The sequence below is a fragment of the Rhodobacter aestuarii genome (genome assembly GCF_900156655.1).
Classification (GTDB): domain Bacteria; phylum Pseudomonadota; class Alphaproteobacteria; order Rhodobacterales; family Rhodobacteraceae; genus Rhodobacter; species Rhodobacter aestuarii.
The window spans coordinates 607,743-630,972 of record NZ_FTOG01000001.1; the positions used below are offsets into that span (position 1 = coordinate 607,743).

The 23,230-nt window shown below is 60.1% G+C and carries 24 protein-coding genes; 4 read left to right on the forward strand and 20 right to left on the reverse strand.

The annotated features are described in order from the left end of the window. Positions 1–41: 41 nt before the first annotated feature. From BW967_RS02815 to BW967_RS02825, 3 genes are read right to left on the reverse strand one after another with little or no spacing between them, the layout of a single operon-like run. Positions 42–1,265 (reverse strand): multidrug effflux MFS transporter, encoded by a 1,224-nt coding sequence (locus tag BW967_RS02815; protein ID WP_076483483.1) that lies wholly within the window; start codon positions 1,263–1,265, stop codon positions 42–44. A 29-nt stretch (positions 1,266–1,294) separates the two neighbouring features. Next, complete coding sequence (locus BW967_RS02820) at positions 1,295–1,921, reverse strand: DsbA family oxidoreductase (protein ID WP_076483484.1); 627 nt, start codon at positions 1,919–1,921, stop codon at positions 1,295–1,297. Beyond that, the gene (locus BW967_RS02825) at positions 1,918–3,453 is read right to left on the reverse strand and encodes a class I adenylate-forming enzyme family protein (RefSeq protein WP_076483485.1); all 1,536 of its coding nucleotides are present in this window, start codon (positions 3,451–3,453) and stop codon (positions 1,918–1,920) included. The genes BW967_RS02820 and BW967_RS02825 overlap by 4 nt, the downstream gene beginning before the upstream one ends. A 46-nt stretch (positions 3,454–3,499) precedes the next feature. Between BW967_RS02825 and BW967_RS02830 the strand changes: the two genes are divergently transcribed. Next, on the forward strand, positions 3,500–4,123 hold the full coding sequence (locus BW967_RS02830; protein WP_076483608.1) for a helix-turn-helix domain-containing protein: 624 nt from the start codon (positions 3,500–3,502) through the stop codon (positions 4,121–4,123). Between the two features lie 43 nt (positions 4,124–4,166). Here BW967_RS02830 and BW967_RS02835 read toward each other — a convergent pair whose 3' ends face one another. The 3 genes from BW967_RS02835 to BW967_RS02845 all read right to left on the reverse strand — a co-directional run bounded on the left by BW967_RS02835 (position 4,167) and on the right by BW967_RS02845 (position 6,543). Next, positions 4,167–4,484 (reverse strand): hypothetical protein, encoded by a 318-nt coding sequence (locus tag BW967_RS02835; protein WP_076483486.1) that lies wholly within the window; start codon positions 4,482–4,484, stop codon positions 4,167–4,169. Between the two features lie 95 nt (positions 4,485–4,579). Next, complete coding sequence (locus tag BW967_RS02840) at positions 4,580–4,696, reverse strand: lipoprotein (RefSeq protein ID WP_076483487.1); 117 nt, start codon at positions 4,694–4,696, stop codon at positions 4,580–4,582. After that, on the reverse strand, positions 4,693–6,543 hold the full coding sequence (locus tag BW967_RS02845; RefSeq protein ID WP_175610410.1) for an extracellular solute-binding protein: 1,851 nt from the start codon (positions 6,541–6,543) through the stop codon (positions 4,693–4,695). The genes BW967_RS02840 and BW967_RS02845 overlap by 4 nt, the downstream gene beginning before the upstream one ends. A gap of 269 nt (positions 6,544–6,812) precedes the next feature. Between BW967_RS02845 and BW967_RS02850 the strand changes: the two genes are divergently transcribed. Further along, on the forward strand, positions 6,813–7,586 hold the full coding sequence (locus BW967_RS02850; RefSeq protein ID WP_076483489.1) for a 3-hydroxybutyrate dehydrogenase: 774 nt from the start codon (positions 6,813–6,815) through the stop codon (positions 7,584–7,586). A gap of 54 nt (positions 7,587–7,640) precedes the next feature. Here the strand turns inward: BW967_RS02850 and BW967_RS02855 are convergent, their stop codons facing one another. The 3 genes from BW967_RS02855 to BW967_RS02865 form a co-directional block, all read right to left on the reverse strand. After that, a complete protein-coding gene (locus BW967_RS02855; protein WP_083951874.1) occupies positions 7,641–8,390 on the reverse strand; it encodes a DUF502 domain-containing protein in 750 nt (249 codons plus the stop codon). A 66-nt stretch (positions 8,391–8,456) separates the two neighbouring features. After that, positions 8,457–9,377, reverse strand: a complete 921-nt coding sequence (locus BW967_RS02860; protein WP_076483490.1) for a pseudouridine-5'-phosphate glycosidase — start codon at positions 9,375–9,377, stop codon at positions 8,457–8,459. Then, complete coding sequence (locus tag BW967_RS02865; protein WP_076483609.1) at positions 9,374–10,270, reverse strand: PfkB family carbohydrate kinase; 897 nt, start codon at positions 10,268–10,270, stop codon at positions 9,374–9,376. The genes BW967_RS02860 and BW967_RS02865 overlap by 4 nt, the downstream gene beginning before the upstream one ends. Before the next feature lie 285 nt (positions 10,271–10,555). Between BW967_RS02865 and rpsB the strand changes: the two genes are divergently transcribed. Both rpsB and tsf read left to right on the forward strand, forming a co-directional pair. Continuing rightward, positions 10,556–11,317 (forward strand): 30S ribosomal protein S2, encoded by a 762-nt coding sequence (rpsB, locus tag BW967_RS02870; RefSeq protein ID WP_076483491.1) that lies wholly within the window; start codon positions 10,556–10,558, stop codon positions 11,315–11,317. A gap of 97 nt (positions 11,318–11,414) precedes the next feature. Beyond that, complete coding sequence (gene tsf / locus BW967_RS02875; RefSeq protein WP_076483492.1) at positions 11,415–12,323, forward strand: translation elongation factor Ts; 909 nt, start codon at positions 11,415–11,417, stop codon at positions 12,321–12,323. A gap of 341 nt (positions 12,324–12,664) precedes the next feature. Here the strand turns inward: tsf and BW967_RS02880 are convergent, their stop codons facing one another. The 11 genes from BW967_RS02880 to BW967_RS02930 form a co-directional block, all read right to left on the reverse strand. Next, positions 12,665–13,414, reverse strand: a complete 750-nt coding sequence (locus BW967_RS02880; protein ID WP_076483493.1) for a LuxR family transcriptional regulator — start codon at positions 13,412–13,414, stop codon at positions 12,665–12,667. 180 nt (positions 13,415–13,594) lie between these two features. After that, positions 13,595–14,035: a TIGR01244 family sulfur transferase gene (locus BW967_RS02885; protein WP_076483494.1), complete on the reverse strand. Its 441-nt coding sequence runs from the start codon at positions 14,033–14,035 to the stop codon at positions 13,595–13,597. Between the two features lie 61 nt (positions 14,036–14,096). Then, complete coding sequence (locus tag BW967_RS02890; protein ID WP_076483495.1) at positions 14,097–14,780, reverse strand: HAD family hydrolase; 684 nt, start codon at positions 14,778–14,780, stop codon at positions 14,097–14,099. Continuing rightward, positions 14,771–15,430, reverse strand: a complete 660-nt coding sequence (gph, locus tag BW967_RS02895; protein ID WP_076483496.1) for a phosphoglycolate phosphatase — start codon at positions 15,428–15,430, stop codon at positions 14,771–14,773. The genes BW967_RS02890 and gph overlap by 10 nt, the downstream gene beginning before the upstream one ends. After that, positions 15,430–15,981, reverse strand: coding sequence for a thioredoxin family protein (locus BW967_RS02900; protein WP_076483497.1), 552 nt, complete (start codon positions 15,979–15,981; stop codon positions 15,430–15,432). Before BW967_RS02900 ends, gph begins: the two co-directional genes overlap by 1 nt. Positions 15,982–15,996: 15 nt before the next feature. Beyond that, a complete protein-coding gene (rpe, locus tag BW967_RS02905) occupies positions 15,997–16,683 on the reverse strand; it encodes a ribulose-phosphate 3-epimerase (RefSeq protein ID WP_076483498.1) in 687 nt (228 codons plus the stop codon). Between the two features lie 57 nt (positions 16,684–16,740). Beyond that, complete coding sequence (locus BW967_RS02910; RefSeq protein WP_076483499.1) at positions 16,741–18,117, reverse strand: ribulose-bisphosphate carboxylase; 1,377 nt, start codon at positions 18,115–18,117, stop codon at positions 16,741–16,743. A 17-nt stretch (positions 18,118–18,134) separates the two neighbouring features. Further along, positions 18,135–19,199, reverse strand: coding sequence for a class II fructose-bisphosphate aldolase (fba, locus tag BW967_RS02915; RefSeq protein ID WP_076483500.1), 1,065 nt, complete (start codon positions 19,197–19,199; stop codon positions 18,135–18,137). A gap of 81 nt (positions 19,200–19,280) precedes the next feature. After that, the gene (gap, locus tag BW967_RS02920) at positions 19,281–20,282 is read right to left on the reverse strand and encodes a type I glyceraldehyde-3-phosphate dehydrogenase (RefSeq protein ID WP_076483501.1); all 1,002 of its coding nucleotides are present in this window, start codon (positions 20,280–20,282) and stop codon (positions 19,281–19,283) included. Between the two features lie 9 nt (positions 20,283–20,291). Beyond that, a complete protein-coding gene (tkt, locus tag BW967_RS02925; protein WP_076483502.1) occupies positions 20,292–22,265 on the reverse strand; it encodes a transketolase in 1,974 nt (657 codons plus the stop codon). 82 nt (positions 22,266–22,347) lie between these two features. After that, a complete protein-coding gene (locus BW967_RS02930; protein WP_076483503.1) occupies positions 22,348–23,226 on the reverse strand; it encodes a phosphoribulokinase in 879 nt (292 codons plus the stop codon). Positions 23,227–23,230: the final 4 nt, after the last annotated feature.

The window sequence follows — 23,230 nt, forward strand, 5'->3', positions numbered from 1 at the left end:
CTTAACTGGATCGCGCCGTTTTTCTTTCATGTCTGGTGCGCTTAGCTCGGGTCGTCAGTGTAACCCATAATCAGGAACGCCAGCCCCGAACAGGTGAGCGTCGCAATCACCAAAGGCAGCGGTGTGCCGTTGAACATCAGCCCAATCGGCACCGCAATCACCACAGCGCCGACGGTCGAAATCGCGGAGACGACCGAGGCCGTCATCCCCGCCAAATGCCCCATATGTTGCATCGCCAGCGCGTTCAGGTTGCCAAAGGTGATCCCCGCCATCATGAACACGGTGATCGACCAGAAAAACAGGAACACAAAGCCTGTGGGCGGGTTCACGGCCCCGGTCAGGATCAAGATCAGCATCGTGGCGGAAGAGCCCACTTGCAGCAAATAGGCCCCGCGCACGATCCGCTTCATGCCTAGCCGCATCACGAAAAACGCGTTGAACGCATTGCCGGTGCCAGCAATCACCGCCATCAGTGCAAACCAGCGTGGGAAGCTTTCGACCACGTCGAAAGCGGCAAAGATCTGCTGCGCACTCGAAAGCATGGCGAACATCTGCCCAAAGCCGAGCGTCAGCACCAAGATGTAAAGCCGCACCTCGCGGTTGCCCAAAACCTCTTTCGCCCCTGCAAGCAAATAGGTCGGGTGCAGCGGGCGGCGTTTGTCTTTCGCAAGCGTTTCGGGTTGGCGCAGGCTCAGCCATGTGAGGCCAATGATCGCAAATAGGATGAAGGCGTAAAAGACGCCGCGCCATCCGGCAAAACCGATGATCATCTGCCCGGCCGAGGGGGCGAGCGCGGGCACCAAAATGAAAACCATCATGATAAAGGCCGTGACCTTTGCCATTTCGCGCCCGGCAAACAAATCGCGCACTAAAGCCATCGGCACAATGCGCGGGGCGGCGGCGCCAAAACCTTGTAAAAACCGTGCCGCTAGAAGCACTTCGAGGCTTTGTGCCTGTGCGCCGATAAAGGCACCAATGATGAAAAACACCGCCCCAATCAGCAGCGTGGGCTTGCGGCCGATGGCATCCGAAAGCGGCCCTGTCAGGAAGGTGCCGACCCCCATACCCGCCACGAAAGCGGTCAGCACAAGTTGCGCTCGGTTCACCGCCTCGGGGCTAAGTGACTGCGCAATTTCGGGCAGCGCGGGCAGCATCGCATCAATGGAAAAGGCAACGGTGGCGGCCAAAAGCGCCATCATCGCGGTAAATTCCCAAACGGGCAGGCGGCGGATTTCGGTCTCCGCCGCGGGTGTTTTGTCAGTCATTTTGGGCCTTTCGGGCGGGCTGAGCCGGATCAGGCGGCGGAGATTTCGTCAATGACGTTTTGCCAGAATTCCGTACTCTGTGCACCCGTCACAACATGCTGATTGGCGATGATAAAGCTCGGCACGGCAGTAATACCACGTTCGCGGGCATGCGCTTCGCGGTTCGCCACGGTATCGGCATCGGCCTCTGTATCCAGCAGTCGTGCGATCACCGCACCATCAAGCCCGGCTTGGGTGGCGATGTCGCTTAGCACCTCGGGTGCGCCGATATCGCGCCCCTCGCGCCAATAGGCGCGCATCAGCGCCGCCATCACCGGGCTTTGCCGCCCCTCGATCCCCGCCCAATGCAATAGCCGCTGCGCATCGCGAGTGTTGGGCATGCGGGTGATTGCGGGCAGGTTCATCGCCACCCCCGTCGCCTGTGCAGCCTCGATTATCGGAACGTCCACGCGCTTCGCTTCGGCGGGGCCGAACCGCGCAATCAACCATGCGCCCCGGTCCATCCCGTCGGGCGGCAGACTTGGGTTGATTTCGAACGGATGCCATTCAATCGCAAAAGGATGATTGGGGCGTGTCTCTAGCGCGCGGTCCAGATAGGTTTTGCCAAGGTAACAAAACGGGCAAGTGGGATCGGCAAAAATATCAAGCGTGATCATTTGGTTGTGCCCCGTGGTTCAAGTTCTGGCCAGCTGTTGCGCAGGCTTTTGCGGTCGATCTTTCCATTGCGATTGTGCGGCAATTGGTCGAAATGTTGAAAGATCCGAGGTTGCTTGTAACGCGCCAGATGCGTGCTTGCATGGGCGGCCAAATCCTCGGCGCAGGCCGTGCCGGTATAGGCCAAGGCGATGAGCGATGTCTCTTCCGAGATCCGCAATTCCACCGCCGCAACCTCGCCCGCATCCGCGCAGGTGGTCATTGTGGCCTCCACTTCAAGCGGGCTGACGCGGAAGCCGCCCGCGTTCATCATATCATCATCGCGGCCCTGATAGGCGATCGCGCCTTCGGGCGTCATCCGCACCATGTCGCCGGTGCGGAACCATTGGCCATCTTCGGTGAATTTGGCGCGGGCTTCGGTCTCAGCGCTCACATAGGTCAGGAACAGGCCCGGGTCGCTGCGATGCACCGCCAATTCGCCGGGCGCGCCGCGCGGGACGGGCGCGCCATCCTCGCCCAATACGGCGATATGGCGGCCCGGTTGCGGCCAGCCCATCGCGCCTTCGGGGGCGGGATGGTCGGGGCAAGACGAGATGAAGGTCGAGCATTCCGACATGCCAAGCGCTTCATAAATCGCCGTGCCTGTTGCCTCTGCCCAATGGGCGCGGGTGAGCGCAGGCAGCGCTTCCCCCGCACTCAATCCGTGCCGCAATTTGGGCAGGTCGAGCTTTGGGTGTTGCTTCAACATCTGCCGGTAAACACCTGGCACGCCTGCAAAGATCGTCGCATCAAACCGCTTGAGCAACAATGGCAATGTAGCAGGTGCAACGCCATCGGCCGGGATCAGCGCTGTGGCCCCAACCGACCACGGATCCATCAATCCGGTGCCCAAAGTATAGGTCCAGTTGAAGGCGCCCGCGTGCAAAAGCCGATCAGTTTCGTCCAAACCATACCAGCCCGCATGCATCATCTGCCGCGCCCAAATTGCGCGATGCGCATGGGCCACCGCGCGGGCGGTTCCAGAGGTGCCGGAGGTGAAAACGATATAGGCGAGCTCATCGGGCGCGCCCATCCGATAATCGCACGGCGGCAGCGCCTCATAGCCACGCAGCTCCGCCTCGGGGATGATCTTGGTGGCGCGCGTGGGCAGCGCAATCCTTTCGCCGGCAATCACCGCCGCCGGGGTAATTTGCGCGGCCATCTTGGTGATCTCTTCTTCCGTCAACTGCGCCGAGGTCGGTACCGGTACGAGCCCCGCTGTGATTGCCCCCAAAAAGGCCACCGGAAATTCGGGCGTGTTGCCGAGCCGCAAAAGTACCCGGTTCCCAGGCTGAAGCCCCGCTTGCAACAGCCCCGTGCCTGCGCCGCGCACGGCAGCGGCAAGACGGCCGTAAGACCACCGCTCGGCCCCTGTGGGGCGCAAGATTTGCAGCGCAGATTTCTCGGCCAGCCGGTCGGCATGGGCCAGCACATGGGCTGCCATGTTGAAGGCAGCCGGCGGAGCGGGGAAAGAGGATACATGGACAGACAGCATGCCCCCTGCTACGCCGCGAGAGGATGTGTTGCAAGCGGAGGGCGCGATGGGAGAACGAGACGAGACACGGCTCATTCGTATCGCGCGCGAAAACGGGGCGGAGGAACGCGCCGAGCCGGTCGATTTGGGCCATCGGCTGCGGGAATTGCGCCGCGCGCGCGGCTGGACACTGGAGCGCGCTGCAAGCGCCACGGGGCTGGCCCGCTCGACCCTTTCCAAGATCGAAAACGGCCAGATGTCGCCCACCTATGATGTGCTGCGCAAGCTTGCCGAAGGGCTAGAAATCACGGTGCCGCAATTGTTTACCCCGCCCGCGCAGGCCGATGCTGCGGGCCGGATTTTGGTCACCAAGGCGGGCGAGGGGCTGACGCATCCGACCACGACCTATGAGCATGAATTGCTCGCCGCAGGGATCAAACCGAAGAAAATGCTGCCGTATCGCGCGCGCATACGTGCCCGCAGCTTTGAGGAATTCGCGGGGTGGGTGCGCCATGACGGCGAAGAATTTTTGCTGGTTTTGACCGGGATCGTGCGGCTTTTCACCGAATTTCATGAACCTGTCGACCTGCGCCGCGGTGACAGTGCTTATTACGATGCGACGATGGGCCACAATCTGATTTCGATCAGCACAGAGGATGCGACGGTGCTTTGGGTCACTTCGCTCGAATGAGGCATAAGCGCGCAAAACCAAAGCCTTGCGCGCCGATATTCATTTAACTGTCATCGCCAAAACGGGAATCATCGTCATATTCATCCTCGCCATCGGGGACGTATTTCTGACTCAGCGCGATCGAGTGATTGTCGTGGCGCGGGTCCATCACAACATCCGAGGGAAGCTCGCCCGTCAGCCACTCGCGAATTTCCGCGCGCGCCTCTTCGGGTTCTTGCTCGGTGATTTGCGTGATATAGGCGATGAAAGCGCGCTGATCGCCGTCAATTTCGTCAAGCTCGGCTTCTTCGGCCTCAGGCCAGCGGTCGATGATAGCCTCGTAAAACGCGGGCCAATTTTCCTGAACATGATGCCATTTCATGGCTCTCTCCTTGATCGCACGGCCTTCGGACAGACCGATCTTGCGCCGTAAAACGCGGCGTGAAAAGGGAAATCAGTGGGCGCGCTGCGCGGTTTCTAGAACCAGCTTTGCACCGTGCGCGCCACGCCCGAGACATCGTCACCGATGCCTGCAACGGTGTTGCATCCGGTGAGTGTGAGCGCCATTGCGGCCAAAAGGATCAATCTTTTCATTGCTCTGCCTCAATCCACCAAGCATCGGGCGTTACGCCCGGCCAATCTCCGTATAGCGGAACAACCGTGGGGCTGTGAAGGTTCCGCGTATGGGCCACGCGCGAAACCGGCGAAAACCAAACCGGAATGACATAGCGCCCGGCGGTCAAGACACGGTCGAGCGCGCGCACCGCTGCGGTGAAATCGTCCGTGTCGCGCGCATCGAGCATCGCGGCAATCATCGCCTCAGCGGCCGGGGAGTTCATGCCCATAAGATTGCGTGAACCGGGTTCTGTGACGCCTTGCGATCCCCAATAAAGATATTGCTCATTGCCTGGCGATAGCGAGGTTGCCACCCAAAACCATGTCATATCAAAGTCATAGCCATTTTTGCGGGCCTGAAATTGGGCATCATCCACCACTGTGATGGTTGGGAAGATGCCCAAGGGCCGCAACGCTTCCACATAGATATCAACGATGGTTTGCGCCTCTGAGCCTTGTGGCAGCACAATTTCAAAGGTGAAGGGGGTGCCTTCGCCGTTTTTCAGCACGCCTGCGGCATCCGCCTCCCAACCCGCCTCGGCCAACAGCTTTAACGCGGCGCGGGCATTGCGACGGTTTGATGGTGAACCATCAGATGCAGGGAATGCATAGCCTTCAACCGTTCCGGGAAAAAGTTCAGCCTTAAAGGGTTCTAGCAAAGCCGCGACTTTTTCGCTGGCTGGGCCGGGTTGCAGGGCGAGCGGTGAATTGCCAAAGTAAGAGGAAATGCGCGGTTCCACACCCCCTGTCAGCGTCGTGTTGATGAATTCAAAGTTGAAAGCGCGGATCAGTGCCTCGCGCACGCGCCAATCGGCAAAAATCGGTTTGCGCGTGTTCATCACCAGCCCCTTGATGCCCGAAGGCGTCGCGCGGGGAATTTCCTCTTTAACGACAAGGCCTTCGGTCATGGCCGGGAAGGTGTAATCGCGCGCCCATTTGACCGGGTTCCCTTCGCGATAAAGGTCCAGATCGCCGGCCTTAAACGCCTCAAACATCGCATTCGGGTCGCCAAAATAGTCCCATCGCAGCGTGTCGATGTTCTGTAGCCCTTGCGTCAGGGGCAGATCTTTGGCCCACCAATCGGCGTTGCGTTTAAGTGTGATCACACGGCCCATATCGACCCTGTCGATCACGTAAGGCCCAGACCCCACCGGGATCATCTGCGTTTCTGTTGCGAAATCATGGCCTTGCCACTGAGCTTTTTCCAGAACCGGGCGCAGCCCCATGATCAGCGCCAATTCCCGGTTTTGTTCAGAAAAGGTGATGCGCAGGCTCCGTTCGCCGGTTTGTTCGATTTTGGCGACTTTTCCCCACGCATTTTGGTAGCGCGGCGCGCCCGCGGTGCCGAGCGTTTCATATGACCAAATCACATCTTCGACCGTGACTGGGGCGCCATCGGAAAAGCGCGCCTCGGGGCGGAGCGTAAACTCGACCCAAGTCCGCTCGGGGTCTGTTGTCACGCTTTCGGCCAAAAGCCCGTAGAGCGTGAACGGCTCGTCATAGCTGCGCAGCATCAGCGACTCGGTCACATAGCTGGAAATGCCCTGCGCGGGCCGCCCGGCCAAAACCCAGGGGTTGAGCGAATCGAAGCTGCCGGTTTCGCCCATCCGCAAGGTGCCGCCCTTCGGCGCTTGCGGGTTGGCGTAGGGCAGATGGGCGAAACCTTCGGGCAAGGCAGGGGTGCCATACATGGCGATACCATGGGTGATTCCCGCGCCGGGACCGATTCCCTGCGCGGGCTCAGCCTGCGCGCCAAGGCTTGCGAGAATCGGTGATACGGCCAGAGTTAGCGCACTCAGCCGGTGGAAAAAGACTGATCCCCTCATCGCAACAATCCTTGTTTTCCTGTGTTTTCAGCGCTCAAGCTAACCTGACCCGGGGGCAGAGGCAAACTTTTCCCTTGGAACTGAGGCCCGGCAGGATTATAAAGGTCTCACTGCTCGATAGGTTTCTTGCCTGTATGAAACCTGCCTCATGACTTGACGCCCGCCTTGCGCGGGCGTCTTTTTTTATGCCTGAAGGCTGGCAAACCATTGCGCGACGCCGCGCCCGGGTTACTTCTTCCTCAACGGATTTTAGAAATGGGGAGAGAAGAATGAGCCTGAAGGGCAAGACAGCGATCATCACCGGGTCGAATTCCGGCATTGGTTTGGGGGTCGCACGCGAATTGGCGCGAGCGGGCGCGGATGTGGTGCTCAATTCCTTCACCGATCGCGAAGAGGATCATGCGCTCGCGGCCGAGATCGGCAAAGAGTTTGGCGTGACCGCGCGCTACATCAAGGCGGATATGTCGAAGGGCGCAGAGTGCCGCGCGCTGATCGAACAGGCCGGGCGCTGCGATATTTTGGTCAACAATGCGGGTATCCAACATGTTGCCGCTGTTGATGAATTTCCTATCGAGAAATGGGATGCGATTATTGCGATCAACCTGTCGTCCGCCTTTCACACCACCGCTGCCGCGCTGCCGATGATGCGCAAAGCGGGCTGGGGCCGGGTGGTCAATATCGCTTCGGCGCATGGGCTGACGGCATCGCCCTTTAAATCCGCCTATGTCGCGGCGAAACATGGGGTGGTGGGCTTTACCAAAACCGTTGCGCTGGAAACGGCGGAAGAGCCGATCACCTGCAATGCGATCTGCCCGGGCTATGTGCTGACGCCTTTGGTGGAGGCGCAGATCCCCGATCAGATGAAGGTGCACGACATGGATCGGGAGACGGTGATCCGTGAGGTGATGCTGACGCGCCAACCCTCGAAAGAATTCGCCACGGTCGAGCAATTGGGTGGCACCACGGTGTTTCTGTGCTCCGATGCGGCGGCGCAAATTACCGGCACGACGATCTCGGTCGATGGTGGCTGGACCGCACTTTAAGATCAAAAAAGGGGGCCGAAAGGCCCCCTGATTACTAAGCTGATCGCGCGGGCTTTAGGCCGCTTCTGTGTCTTTCGACGGCTTGATCACGATCTTCTTTTCTGTTTTCCAACCAAGGCGTTGCTCGACGATCTTCTTATCGCTCGGATAGACGAGCCCCGCCGAAATCACCAGCTTGGCGGCATCTTCCACGCTCATGTCGAGATAGGTGATTTCGCTTTCCGGCACGAAGAGCAAAAAGCCCGAGGTCGGGTTGGGCGTGGTCGGCAAAAACACGGAAACGAGTGGGTCGCCCTCATCTCCGGTCGCGGCCACCTCACCCTTGGCTTTCGACGACACAAAGGCAATCGCACGCAGCCCTTTGCGGGGGTATTCAATGATGCAGGCGCGGTCGAATTTGGTCTCCCCGGTGCTCAGCACGGTTTCCGCAATTTGCTTCACGCCATTGTAGATCGAGCGCACAATCGGCGTGCGGTCCACCAGCCCCTCGCCAAAACGAATGATGGCGCGGCCAATGAAGTTGCGGGCAAGGGCCCCGACAATCAGCGTGAAGAGCAAGAAGATCAGCACACCCACGCCACGCAGGTTGGTGCCAACGTAGGTTTCAGGTTGCAGATGCGCGGGAATGAAGGGCAGCACCCAGCCATCCACCATGCCTGCAATTGTCCACATCAGCCACAGCGTCAGCGCGATGGGGGCCAGCACCACAAGCCCGGTCAGAAAAGAGGCACGCAAGCCCGCCAAAAAGCCCTTTTTATGCGGGGGCAGGTCAGGCTGCGGAAGGGGTTCGTTCGGTTGGGTCATCTTTGATCCAAAAAAGGAGGGGCGCTGCCTATGAGTTAGGCAGCCGTTTGCGCAAACGCAATGCGCTCATCTGCGGGCATCGGCGATTTCACGCGCAATTGCGCTCGCCAGACGGGCATTGTTCAGAACAAGGGCAATATTCGCCGCCAAAGACCGTCCTTCGGTCAGCGCGTAAATCCGCGCGAGCAGGAAGGGCGTGACCTCTTTGGCCGCGATGCCTTGCGCGGTGGCTTCTGCCAGCGCGGCTTCAATCGCGGGCACAATCTCTTCGCGCGGGATTTCAGCCTCGGTTGGGATCGGGTTTGCCACCAATTGCCCGCCGTGCAAGCCAAGCTTGGCCCGCATGAGATGGGCGGCTGCAATCTCGGCGGCGCTGTCGGCGCGTAGCGGCGCTTTCAGCCCCGATTGGCGCGACCAAAAGGCGGGCAGTTCCTCTTGCCCATAGGCGATCACCGGCACGCCATTGGTTTCCAGCACTTCAAGCGTTTTGGGCAGGTCCAAAATCGCCTTCGCGCCCGCGGCCACCACGGTGACCGAGGTCAGGCCCAGTTCGGCCAGATCGGCAGAGATATCAAAGCTGTCTTCCGCGCCACGGTGCACGCCGCCAATCCCGCCCGTGGCAAAGACCGCAATCCCCGCCAGATGTGCGCAAATCATCGTTGCCGCGACGGTCGTGGCCCCGGTTTTGCCCGCCGCCAGACAAAACGCCAAATCGGCGCGCGAGAGCTTCATTGCATCGGGCGTTTGCGCCAGCTTTTCAAGCTCTTGCGGGGTGAGGCCAATGTGAATTTGTCCGCCCATAATGGCAATGGTCGCGGGCGTGGCGCCTGCCGCGCGCACCTCTGCCTCGACCTGTTTTGCGGTTTCATAGTTTTGCGGCCAAGGCATGCCGTGGGTGATGATCGTGCTTTCAAGGGCCACAACGGGCGCGCCAGTATCAAGCGCGGTGCGAACCTCGGGCGCGAAGGTGAGGGGGAGGGGCTTCATCTGTGTTTGTCTCCGGAAACGTAGCGGGCGGCGGCATCCAAGGCGCGGGAAAGCGCTTCGGGGCGTTCGGCCCCCTCGCGCTCGGCCACGATATGGGCTGCCATGAAAGTATCGCCAGCGCCTGTCACACGGGTGACAAGCACGGGTGGCGGGGTGGCGGTCAGCACGCCGTGATCTTTTTGACCATCGGCGGCCGCTTGGCTGCCATTGGTCACCAAAACACGCTGCGCGCCGCGCGCCAGAAGCGCCTCGGCTGCGGCTTCAGCGCCATCAAAATCTTGCTGGCACAAAATCCCCGCCTCTTCGCAATTGACGTAGAGCGTCGCGCCTTGGTGGGTGAGAAGCGGGGCCAAGCGATCCGCCTTGCCGGGGCTTGCGGGTGCGACGCGCAGATCGGCTTGCGCAAAAAGCGGCGAGCGCGCGATTTCGGCAAGCAAATGCTGGGTGAGGTTGCCATCCAGCGCGACAAGCCCCGCCCAAGGTGTGCCCATATCCCCCAAACGGCCATCCCCCAGTGGGCGGAGGATCTTGTCGCCTGCCGCCTCAAGGCTATGGGCATCGGCCACCGCCGCAATCAGCCCATTCGCCCCCTCAATCGCCATATAACGGTCTGTCGGAAGGTCATCTGAGCGGTAGAGGTAGCCGCAATCAATCCCCATCAGTTCTGCGGCATGGATCAGATCATCGCCCGGCGCATCACGGCCGATTGCCGTCAATATGGCGGGGCGCAGGCCAAAGCGGGTGAGCGTCATGGCAATATTCATCGCCACACCACCGGGAAGCCGGGTGATCCGGCCCGGCACATCAGAGCCTGCGCGCATGTGGTAGGGCGCACGGCCAATGATGTCCCACAAAACGGAGCCGATACAAAGAATGTCTGGATGCGTGGTCATGCCCTTTGGTGCGATGGATGCGCGCGCGGCGCAAGAGCGCATCTGGAGCTTGCCTTCCAAAACCCTTAAAGCGTGCCGCACGCGCCCGCTTCAAACTCTGCGAAACGCCTATTTCAAAGGAAAGTCGCGCAAATTGGGGCAGGGGGCTTGCCATAGCTTTGGCAATGCCCTAAAGGGCGCTCACTTCACAGGCGGAGGCGGGCCAGCGGCGGGAGACATCCCCGTTTGGTCCACCGGTTGGGGGCAACCCTGAATTCCTCCGCTCAGGCGCAAACCGGAAAGGAAATGGACATGGCGCTTCCTGATTTCTCGATGCGTCAGCTCTTGGAAGCTGGCGTTCACTATGGTCACCAAACCCAACGTTGGAACCCGCGTATGGCGGAGTTCATCTATGGCGACCGTAACGGCATCCACATCATCGACCTGACGCAAACCGTCCCGATGCTGGACGCCGCGCTCAACGTGGTGCGTGAAACCGTTGCCAAAGGCGGCCGTGTTCTGTTCGTTGGCACCAAGCGTCAGGCCTCGAAAGCCGTCGCCGAAGCCGCTGAAAAATGCGCGCAATACTACATGAACCACCGCTGGCTCGGTGGCACGCTGACCAACTGGAAAACCGTTTCCCAGTCGATCGCGCGTCTTAAGCACATTGACGAAGTGATGGCGTCGGGCGCCGAAGGCCTGACCAAGAAAGAGCGTCTGGGCATGGAACGCGAGCAGGCCAAACTGCAAGCGTCGCTCGGCGGCATCCGCGAAATGGGCGGCCTGCCGGACCTGCTCTTCGTCATCGACGTGAACAAAGAAGACCTCGCCATCGCCGAAGCGCAAAAGCTGGGCATCCCGGTTGTGGCCGTGGTTGACACCAACTGCTCGCCCAAAGGCGTGGATTACGTGATCCCGGGCAACGACGACGCGGCCCGCGCCATCGCGCTCTACTGCGACCTCGTTTCGCGCGCTGCCCTTGACGGCATGACCGCGCAAATGGGCGCTGCCGGTGTGGACCTTGGCGCGCTTGAAGAAGCGCCCGCCGAAGAAGCCGCCGAGGCCTGATTTTGCGCAGCGTGGGCCCGAAGCTCGGGCCCCGCGTCACGCAATTGACATCGGGCGGGGGTAACCCCGCCCTCACCCAATTCAGAGGAGAAATCCCATGGCGATCACCGCTGCGATGGTGAAAGAGCTGCGCGACACCACTGGCGCCGGCATGATGGATGCGAAAAAAGCGCTCACCGAGACCGACGGCAACATGGAAGCCGCGATCGACTGGCTGCGCACCAAAGGTCTGGCGAAAGCCGCCAAGAAAGCCGACCGTGTGGCCGCTGAAGGTCTTGTCGGTGTGGCCGTTTCGACCGGCCGTGGCGTTGCCATCGAGATCAACTCGGAAACCGACTTCGTTGCGAAAAACGACGATTTCCAAGCGCTCGTGCGCGATGTCGCCAAAGTGGCGCTGGAAACCGGTGAATCGGTCGAAGTGGTGAAAGCCGCTGCGCTCAATGGCAAAACCGTTGACGAAGTGATCGGCGAAGCGATCGCCCGTATCGGCGAAAACATGACCTTCCGCCGTCTGCACGTGCTCGAAGGCGACACCATCGTTTCCTACGTCCACAACGCTGCCGCGCCCGAAATGGGCAAAATCGGTGTGCTCGTGGCGCTGAAAGGCGATGCGGCGAAAGCGGCTGAAGTTGGCAAGCAAATCGCCATGCACATCGCCGCCACCGCGCCGATGGCGCTGGACGAGTCGAGCCTCGATCAAGACGTGGTTGCGCGCGAGCTGAAAGTGCAGACCGAAAAAGCGCTGGAAGAAAACGCCACCGCCGCGAAGCCGAAGCCCGAGCAAGTGATCCACAACAACATCATCCCGGGCCGGATGAAGAAATTCCTGGAAGAAGTGACCCTTCTGAACCAGAAATTCGTCATCAACCCGGACATCACCGTGGCGCAAGCCGCGACCGAAGCGGGTGTGGAAATCACCGGCTTTGCGCGTCTGGCCGTGGGTGAAGGCGTTGAGAAAAAAGAAGAAGACTTCGCCGCCGAAGTGGCGAAAATGGCTGGCGTGTAAGCCACAGCTTCTTCAAGGCAAAGGCGCCGCCCTTCGGGGCGGCGTTTTTCTTTGGCACAACGCCCAAATGTTTGCTGCGGGCTTTGTGAACCAAATTCCTGTCGGGAAATAAAAAACGACCCGGAACAGCGAATATAAGCTGCCCGGGCCGTTCCGGAAAACCGGTTTGAGTTTCGCCGGATCAATCTTCGACTACGCTCATGTTCCTGGCCGAAGCCACCACTCACGGAACTCCTACACTAAACCCAATTTTTGCTGCGCTGGCGAGTATGGAATACCATACCTTTACCATTTTGTCGCAGGTCGCGGATGGGCGTAAACCTGCCGTGAATGGCTAAGTCTCAGTATTTTGTGAGAAAAAGTTGCTTTTGTAGCGCGGCTTTCAGTACCGCTTGCGCCGTAGTTTCGACCTCCAGCGTCTCGCGCGCGAGCCGCAAGTGCTTTTCGACGGTGGCCTGAGTCACCCCCATGATCTGCGCAATATCGGCTGTTGTCTTGCCGTCGCTCACCCATTCGAGCACTTCGCGCTGGCGCGCAGTGAGGGGGCGTCGCTGCGCCGGGAAAGGCAGGGAACTGATCTTGAGATGCAGCACCGAATTGAGCACCCACAGTTCGCGACCATGTTCATTCCAGATCGCATCGACCTCGTCTTGGCTTAGCCCTGGGCGAGCGCATAGCCCAATCGCGCCTTTCGCCCGTGTCGAAGTGTCTGGAAAACCAATGGAATAGCCCGCCAGCACCTCAAAGCGCTGGTTTAGTGCAATCACCTTTTTCTCTTCGTCGCTGAGCAGGCCAGCGCTTGCGCGTTCGGCCACCAGCCGCCACGATTGGGCGCCGTTTGATTCCGCTGCCCATTTGACCATCGGGGCCTGCGAGAACAGCTTATCGCCCAAAAAGGCCTTGAGATATTCTGGGTCGTGATTGGAGAGAACGAGGGTGTCATCAAGGTTGCCCTCGATGTGCGGCGTCCGAAACCGGGTGAAGCCGTAGATGAGGCGGTCGAAGCCAAAGCTAGCCATCCGATCGCAGTGGAGCGACCAGAGCCCGGCGATATCTTCCACCGCAAGCAGGTTTTCTAGGTGCCCAAGCATTGCGTGATTTAGTCTGTAGAGTGGTTGGTAACAGGACTGTGACACGCACCTGACATGTCGGCAAGAAAAAGCGGTGCTAAACCGCCTCGTCCGGTCACTTAGTCGCACAAACCTATAAGTTTAGTGTATCTTATTTTTCGGTTGAAGTTCGTGCAAAAACAAAGTCTTGCACGATGATCTTTACGTAAACTTCGCGCGGGACGCGGCTTTCCCACGCAGCAGCGGCAGCAGCGCAGAATGGTCATAACCGGCCTGTGCGGCAGCCTGCAGAATCTCTTCGGTAGGGCGCAAACCCGCTTGCGACAGCGCCCAAAGATGTGATGACCGCGTGCCAGAGCGGCACCACGCCAGAACGGGCATCTCGGCCCCCTCTAGCGCGCTTTCAAACCCGTCCACCAAATCTTGGGTCAAAAGACCCGGCTCATAGGGCAAAAAGACATAGCGCAGGCCAGCCGCTTCTGCCGCAGCTTGAAATGCCTCATGCTGTAGGGCGTCGGGCACTTCATCATCGGGTCGATTGTTGATCAGCGTGCGAAAGCCCAGTTCTGCGGCTTTTGCCACATCTTCAAGCTCGATTTGGGGGGCCACCGCGAAATCGGGCGCCAGATACCGTAGATCCATCACCATCCTGCCTCGTTATCGCGTCAAAATGGCGCAGAGGGGCCGCAGATGCAAGGGCGGCTCAGGGCAGATCGGGGATGTCTTGGAGTGACGCTTGCGTGAGGTCCGCGCGCAACCAATCGGCGGCGGCAAAATCATCGCCCGTGGTATAGGCCGAGGGGGTGAGCACCACGCGCAAGCCTGCCGCTTTCGCCGAAGCCAGACCGGCGCGGCTGTCTTCAAAGGCAATGCACGCTTCGGGCGGCAGGCCCAACAGATCAAGCGCGCGCAGGTAAACATCGGGCGCGGGTTTCTTTTGCGCCACCTCATCGCCTGCGGCCACCACTTCAAAGACCGCTGTCGTCGGTTTGCCAAAGGTCGCATGGATCAGCGCATCGACATTGGCGCGGGTGGTGGTGGTGGCAATCGCAACGCGCAGCCCCGCCGCATGGGCGCGGGCGATCAAATCTTGCACGCCGGGCAAAAGCGGCACCGCGCCAGAGGCGATGATCTCCACATAGCGCGCGGTTTTGGCTTTGTGCAGATCGGCAATTTCGGCGTCAGACGGGCCGCGGCCAACGCTGGCGCGATGCTTGGCCATCCGTTCTTTGCCGCCCGTGGTGCGCAGAAGTTCGCGGTAATCTTCTTGGCTCCAATGCCAGTCGAGCCCATGCGCGGCGAAGGTCTCGTTAAAGGCTTGGCGGTGCACCTCTTCGGTTTCCGCCAAAGTGCCATCCACATCAAAGATAAGCGCTTTCAGGGGCATGAGAGTTTCTCAATTATGCCGTGGAGCATTTTGAAATCATTGAAGCTTACGGTGTGCGGCATGTCGTGCACCGGGGTTTTGCGATAGCCCTCGGTGTAAAGCACAAAGGGCAGAGCCGCGTTTTGCGCGGTCTCGGCATCGACTTCGCTATCGCCCAGATAGACGGCCTTTTCCGCCCCCAAACGGCGCTGCGCTTCGTGCACCATTTCCGGGTCTGGCTTGCGGGTGGGCAGGCTATCGCCGCCCAGCACAAGATCGAACATGTCCTCCAAGCCCACATGCGCAATCGCGGCGAGCGCGGGGGCGAGCGGCTTGTTGGTGGTGACGGCCATTTTGTAGCCCTCTGCCTTGAGCGTTTCGAGCGCCTCGCGCACCCCGGGGTAAAGTGTGTTGCCCTCCACCTCGGTCTCATAGCGTTTTACCAGCTCGGCATAAATCTCATCAAAAAGCGGCCCGTCCGGGTCTTGTCCCGCGCTTTGCAACAGGCAGCGCACCAGATGCGGCGCGCCTTTGCCGACATACCCGCGCACTTCATCTACGCTGAGCGCGGGGTAGCCGCGTTCCACCAGAACCGCGTTCGAGACGCTATGGATCGCGGGAACAGAGTCGATCAGCGTGCCATCAAGGTCAAAAATCAGGGCTGGGCGCATCAGCTTTTCCATTTGATCGAGCAGCCCATGGCGGGCACTTGTTCGCGCGGGCCTTGGCCTGTCGCGGCGACCATTTGCATCGCCTCATAAAGCTCGCGTTTCGCATCTGCCGGCGCCGGGTTTCGGCCAGAGGCATCCAGTCGCCCGCGGTATTGAAGCTCATAATCGGCGTTGAAGCCAAAGAAATCCGGTGTGCAGATCGCGTCGTAAGCCTTTGCGACGGCTTGGCTTTCATCATGCAGATAGGGGAATTTGAAGCCGCGGGCTTGCGCCATTTCCACCATTTTGTCGAACCCATCCTCGGGATAGGTTTCCGCGTCGTTTGAACAGATGGCCGCCACGCCGATCCCTTGCTCCATCAGCGCCTCGGCCTCGGGTTGAAGCCGGTCCAGCACCGCCAGAACATAGGGGCAGTGGTTGCAGATAAACATGATCAGCGTGCCTTTCGGCCCGCCGATCTCGTCGAGTGTCCAAAGCTTGCCATTGGTATCGGGCAGGGTGAAGCGCGGGGCTTTCCAACCGAAATCGCAGATGGGGGCGTGGACGGCCATGCTGTTCTCCTTGGCTTAGAGCGCGGCAGTCGCGGCCGCGCGGATCGCGGCGATGTTGGCACCATAAACCTCGGGCGTCGAGACCGAGCCGCCTTTGAAAACGGCAGAGCCCGCCACAAAGACATCGGCCCCGGCAGCCGCCATCAACGGCGCGGTTTTCGGGTCCATGCCGCCGTCAATCTCAATATGCACCGGACGATCGCCAATCATCGCGCGCAGCTTGCGCACCTTGGCGGTCATATCGATGTATTTTTGCCCACCAAAACCGGGGTTCACGGTCATGATGCAAACAAGGTCGGTGATGTCGAGAATATGCTCGATCGCCTCAATCGGGGTGCCGGGGTTCACCGCGACGCCCGACTTCATGCCAGCGGCACGAATGGCCTGCATGGTGCGGTGAATATGCGGACCCGCTTCGACATGGGCGGTCAGCACATCGGCGCCGGCCTGAGCATAGGCGTCGATATAGCTATCGACGGGCGAAATCATCAGGTGCACATCCATCACGGTTTTGACGTGCTTGCGGAAGGCGGCCACGGCAGGCGGGCCAAAGGTGAGGTTCGGCACGAAATGGCCGTCCATCACATCCACATGCACCCAATCGGCGCCTTGCGCCTCAATCGCCTGAATTTCACGGCCAAAATCGGCGAAATCAGCCGAGAGGATCGACGGCGCGATCTTGATGGAACGGTCGAAGGTCATGTCGGTTCTCCAAAAGGGATGGGGCGGGGGCTTCCCCCCGCCCGGATGGTGCGCTGCTTATGCCACGCCCAGCGCGTCGCGCCAGCCCGGATAAAGCTTGTCAGAGTCATGCGCAAAGCTTTCAAAGGCGCGCGCCAGTTCCTTATGCTCTTTGGCATAGGTGACCAGATCGACCCCAGCTTTCCACGCATCATGCGCTTGGCGCAGCGAGATCGCGCCCGCGGTGCCGCCATCAAGGTGCCCAAAGGCGCCGCCGCCCGAGGTTTGGATCACGTTCGAGTGGCCAAGGTTGTCAAAGAAGCCCGGCAGACGCAGCGCGTTCATACCGCCCGAGATGATCGGGGTGGTCGCTTTCATCCCCAGCCAATCTTGGTGGTAATAGGGGCCCATCGCGGCCTCATCGGTCAGCATGAAGGCCATGATCTTGTCGGCCGCTTCGCCTTCCATTTTGCCGTAGCCCATCGTCCCGGTATGGATGCCCGAGGCGCCTTGCAGACGCGACATTTTCGAAAGCACGAAGGCGGTGTAGCCGCGCATCGACTGCGGCGAGGTCACCGCGCCGTGGCCCGCCCGGTGATAGTGCAGGAACTGACGCGGGAAGGAGCGACGCGCGGTGGTGATCGCGGCCGGGCCGGTCACATAGCCATCGACCAAGAAGGCAACGTGGTCGGCGTTTTCGCCAAAGGTTTCAAGGATATATTCGCCGCGGGCCACCATTTCATAATGGTCATCGGCGGTGATATTGGCCGAGAAAAGCTTGGCTTCGCCGGTTTCATCTTGCGCGCGTTTCATCGCATCCGCCACCAGACGGATGGTTTCTTTCAACGGCGCAAAGGTTTGGTTGCCTTGCGGTTCGTCGTTTTTGATGAAATCGCCACCCAGCCAGAACTCATAGCAAGCGTCGGCAAAGGGCTGCGGGCGCAGGCCAAGTTTCGGCTTGATGATCGTGCCAACGACCATGCCGCCGTCATTCACGTCGCGGCCCAGAACACGCCACATATCGGCAATGTTCATCGAGGGGCCATCGAACAGGCGCAGATAGGCGGGCGGCACGTAGAAGTCGTGCATCTTGGCGTATTCCACATCGCCCATGCCTTGGTTGTTGCCGATCGTCAGCGTCAGGAACGAGCACAGCATCGCGCGCCCGTCGATGATGTTGCGGTCAAAAAGCTCGACCGGATAAGCGATTTTCATCAGCTCTTTATCGGGGTCGATCTCATAGACGAGCGCGTCAACGCCACGGGTGAAATCGTCGGTGGTGGACACTTCGACGTTGGTGCCGGTGGAGCTTTCGGCGGCGAAATGGGCGGCCGTTTCAAGATAGCCGTAGCCCGCCTTGGGCTTCATGATATAGGCGCACAGAACGTGGCGCCCGCCAGCAATCAGATCGGCTTCGTTCAGGTCAAGCCGGGCATAACGGTTGGACTGATCCATGATGAGGGTCCTTTCGATCAGTTGGTTTTGGGCGCAAGCGAACCGTCAGCATAACGCTTCGCCATGTCATCCATCGGGATGACTTTGATTTTCGAGGCATGGCCCGCCGTGCCAAAGGCTTCAAAGCGGTCACGGCAGAGATCGCGCATCGCATCCATCGCGGGTTTGAGGAATTTGCGCGGGTCAAACTCGGTTTTGTTTTGTTCGGCAATGCGGCGGAACTGGCCGGTCATCGCCATCCGGCAATCGGTGTCGATGTTGACTTTGCGCACGCCCATTTTGATGCCGCGCACAATCTCTTCGACCGGCACACCAAAGGTTTGCGGCATCGCACCACCGAATTCATTGATGATGTCTTGCAGCTCTTGCGGCACCGAAGAGGAGCCGTGCATCACAAGGTGGGTGTCGGGCAGTTTTTTGTGGATCGCTTCAATCACCGACATGGCCAGAATTTCGCCATCGGGTTTGCGCGAGAATTTGTAAGCACCATGTGAGGTGCCGCAGGCAATGGCCAGCGCATCCACTTGGGTTTTCTTCACAAAATCAACCGCCTGATCGGGGTCGGTCAGGAGCTGGCTGTGGTCGAGCTTGCCCACCGCGCCGTGGCCATCTTCGGCCTCGCCTTCACCGGTTTCCAAGCTGCCCAGAACGCCCAATTCACCTTCGACCGAAGCGCCCACCCAATGCGCCATGCTGGCCACGCGTTCGGTGATGTCGACGTTATATTCGTAGCTGGCCGGGGTTTTGGCGTCGCCTTCAAGCGAGCCATCCATCATCACCGAGGTGAAGCCGTGGCGGATCGCGGTCATGCAGGTTGCTTCGTTATTGCCGTGGTCTTGGTGCATACACAGCGGAATATCGGGGTAGATCGCGGCGAGCGCCTCGATCATTTTCGCCAGCATGATATCGTTGGCGTAGTTGCGTGCCCCGCGCGAGGCTTGGATGATCACGGGCGCATCGACGGCTTTGGCCGCCTCCATGATCGCAAGGCCTTGTTCCATGTTGTTGATGTTGAACGCCGGCACGCCGTAGGAATTTTCTGCAGCGTGGTCAAGCAGTTGGCGAAGAGTGATCAGTGCCATGTGGTGTTCCTTAGCTTACGGAGCCGTTTTCATCTTGCTCCAAATATCCCGGGGGTCCGGGGGCAGAGCCCCCGGCTTGGTTCAGATCAGCTTGCCCATCGCGACGGCGGTGTCCGCCATACGGTTGGAGAAGCCCCATTCGTTGTCATACCAGCTCAGAATGCGGACCATTTTGCCGTCCATGACCTTGGTCTGGTCCATGTGGAAGACCGAGGAATGCGGGTCGTGGTTGAAGTCCGACGACACATTCGGCAGGTCGGTGTAACCGAGCACGCCTTTGAGCGGGCCATCGGCCGCAGCGCGCACGGCGGCGTTGACTTCCTCAACCGTGGTGGCGCGTTTCGCTTCAAACACCAGATCCACAACCGAGACGTTGGGCGTGGGCACGCGGATCGCAACGCCATCGAGTTTGCCTTTGAGTTCGGGCAACACCAGACCCACGGCTTTGGCAGCCCCGGTCGAGGTCGGGATCATGCTCAGCGCGGCGGCGCGGGCGCGATACAGGTCTTTGTGCATCGTGTCGAGCGTCGGTTGGTCGCCCGTGTAGCTGTGGATCGTCGTCATGAAGCCCTTTTCGATGCCAATCGCGTCGTTGAGCGCTTTGGCGACCGGGGAAAGGCAGTTCGTGGTGCACGACGCATTCGAGACAACCATATCATCGGCGGTCAGTGTGCTGTCGTTCACGCCAAAGACGATGGTTTTATCCGCGCCGTCGCAAGGCGCCGAGACCAGCACCCGTTTCGAGCCGTTTTGCAGATGCGCGGAGGCTTTTTCTTTGGTGGTGAAAATGCCGGTGCATTCCATCGCAATATCGACATCGCCCCAGGGCAGTTCGGCGGGGTTGCGGATGGCGGTGACTTTGATTTTGCCACGGCCCACATCAATCCAGTCTTCGCCCGTCGTCACGGTTGCGGGGAAGCGGCCATGCACGCTGTCGAAGCGCAGAAGATGCGCGTTGGTTTCCACCGGGCCAAGGTCGTTGATCGCGACCACTTCAATATCGGTGCGGCCCGATTCAATGATCCCGCGCAGCACGTTGCGGCCAATGCGGCCAAATCCGTTGATAGCAACTTTAACAGTCATTCTCTTTCCTCAGATCATATTCTTGGCTTCAGCAACAATGGCTTCAGCGGTGATGTTGAAGTGTTCATAAAGCGCGGGCGCGGGCGCAGAGGCGCCAAAACCCGTCATGCCGACAAAGGCATCTTGGGGGCCAAGGAACAGATCCCAGCCCATGCGCAGCGCGGCCTCACAGCCCACACGCGGCGCGGTGCCCAGCACTTTGGTCACATATTCGCGCGACTGTTGGGCAAAGAGCTCAAAGCAGGGGGCAGAGACCACCGCGGCGCGAATGCCCTCGGCCTCCAATTGATCCGCCGCCGCAAGCGCGATTTCGACCTCAGAGCCCGTAGCGATCAGCGTGACCTGACGGTTTTCCGGGTCGCGCAGCAGGTAGGCGCCGCGCGCGGTCAGGTTTTCGCCGGTGTGCTCGGTGCGCACCGTGGGCAGGTTTTGCCGCGAAAGCACCAACAGGTTGGGCGTGCCTTTCGCGGTCATGGCGATTTCCCAAGCCTCAGCGGTTTCCACGGCATCTGCCGGGCGGAGGACGTTGAGGTTCGGGATCGCGCGCAGCGAGGCGAGATGTTCCACCGGCTGGTGGGTCGGCCCGTCTTCGCCCAGACCAATCGAGTCATGGGTCATGACGTAAGTCACCGGCACGCCCATCAACGCCGAAAGCCGGATCGAGGGGCGGCAGTAATCGGCGAAGGCCATGAAGGTGCCGCCATAGGGGCGCAGGCCGCCGTGCAGCGCGATGCCGTTCATCGCCGCCGCCATACCATGTTCACGGATGCCGTAGTGGATATAGTCGCCGCCAAACGCGCCCGGCTTGACCGAGGTCATGCCCTTGGAACGGGTCAGGTTCGAGCCCGTCAAGTCCGCGGAGCCGCCAACCGAGAAGGGCAGGGTGGTGTTGACCACCTCAAGCGCCATTTCGGAGGCTTTGCGGGTCGCGACCTTGGGTTTGTCGGCGCTCAGCTTTGCCTTATAGGCGGCAATCGCGGCGGGCAGGGCGCTGGTGTCGCCTGCTTCCGCTTTAGAAAAGTCGGCGCGGGCCGCGTGGCCGGCAAGCCGCGCCTCCCAATCTGCCCGCGCCGAAGCCCCCCGTTTCGCAACCCGGCCCCAGGCTGCATAGACGTCGGAAGGGATCTCGAAAGGTTCGTAGGACCAGTTCAGCACTTTGCGCGCAGCGGCGATTTCCTCGGCGCCCAGCGGTGCGCCGTGCACATCATGCCCGCCTTGTTTGTTGGGCGCGCCAAAGCCGATGATCGTGCGGCAGGCAATCAAAGAGGGGCGCGGGTCGTTGCGCGCTTCTTCGATGGCGGCGGCAATGTCATTGGGCGCATGGCCATCGCAGGCCACCACATGCCAGCCAGAAGCGGCGAACCGCGCCATCTGATCGGTCGAGGTGGAAATGTCGGTATCGCCATCAATGGTGATCTTGTTGTCGTCCCACATGACGATCAAACGGCCAAGGCCAAGGTGCCCCGCCATATCAATCGCCTCGTGGCTGATGCCTTCCATCAGGCACCCATCACCCGCAATCACATAGGTGAAATGATCAACCAGATCATCGCCATAGCGCGCATTCTTCATGCGTTCTGCCAGCGCCATACCAACCGAGGTAGCAATCCCTTGGCCGAGCGGCCCGGTCGTCACCTCGATGCCATCGGCATGGCCATATTCGGGGTGGCCTGCGGTGCGCGCACCGAGCTGGCGGAAATTCTTAAGCTGCTCGATATCCATATCGTCATAGCCAAGCAGATGGTGGATTGCGTAAAGCAGCATCGAGCCGTGACCGGCAGACAGCACGAACCGATCCCGGTCGGGCCATTTCGGTGCTTTGGGGTCAATGGTCATGAAGCGGTTGAACAAAACGGCGGCCACATCGGCCATGCCCATCGGCATGCCCGGATGCCCCGATTTGGCTTTTTCGACCGCATCCATCGCCAGCGCACGCAGCGCATTTGCCATTTTGACTTCCTGCGAAAGCTCAAAATCTTTCATGGCACTCCTCCCTGATATGCCATTCGTCACGGGCGGGCCCAAAGGCCCTGCCCAAAAATCGTTGTTGGTTCCGTGTCTTGCCTTAGGCGCGGGCGCGCCGCCCCTCGGCCACCAAGCGCTCGATGAGCGGGGTCAAGATCAGCTGCATCGCCAGATCTTGCTTGTTGCCCGGAATGACGATCGAGTTTGCCCGACTCATCCACGAGCCATTGATCATCGAGGTCAGATAGGGGAAATCGATCCCACGCGGGTTGCGGAAGCGGATCACGATCAGGCTTTCATCCGGCGTCGGAATCCAGCGGGTGATGAACGGGTTCGAGGTATCAACGACCGGCACACGCTGGAAGTTGATGTCGGTTTGCGAGAATTGCGGCACGATGCAATGCACATAGTCATGCATACGGCGCAAGATCACATCGGTCACCGCCTCGGTCGTGTAGCCGCGGCTGGCACGGTCGCGGTGGATTTTTTGGATCCATTCGAGGTTGATCACCGGCACGACGCCAATTTTCAGATCGGCATGTTTGGCGATATCGACCTCGTCATTGGTCACGCAGCCATGCAGGCCTTCGTAAAAGAGCAGATCGGAATCTTCCTCAAACGGGGCCCATTCGGTGAAATGGCCCGGTTCCACGCCATATTTGGCCGATTCATTGGCATCGTGCACATAGTGGCGCGAGCGGCCCTTGCCGGTTTCGCCATATTCGCGGAACACACGCTCCAACTCATCCAGCGCATTCGCCTCATAGGAGAAATGCGAGAAGGTCGCATCGCCCTCGGCGTAGCGGCGCTCCAGCTCGGCCTTCATATCGGCGCGGTTGTAGCGGTGAAAGGAATCCCCCTCGATTGAGATGGCATTGACGCCTTCGCGGCGGAAGATTTGATCGAAGGTCGCTTTGACGGTCGAGGTGCCAGCGCCCGACGAGCCGACGACGGAAATGATAGGATATTTTTTCGACATGGAA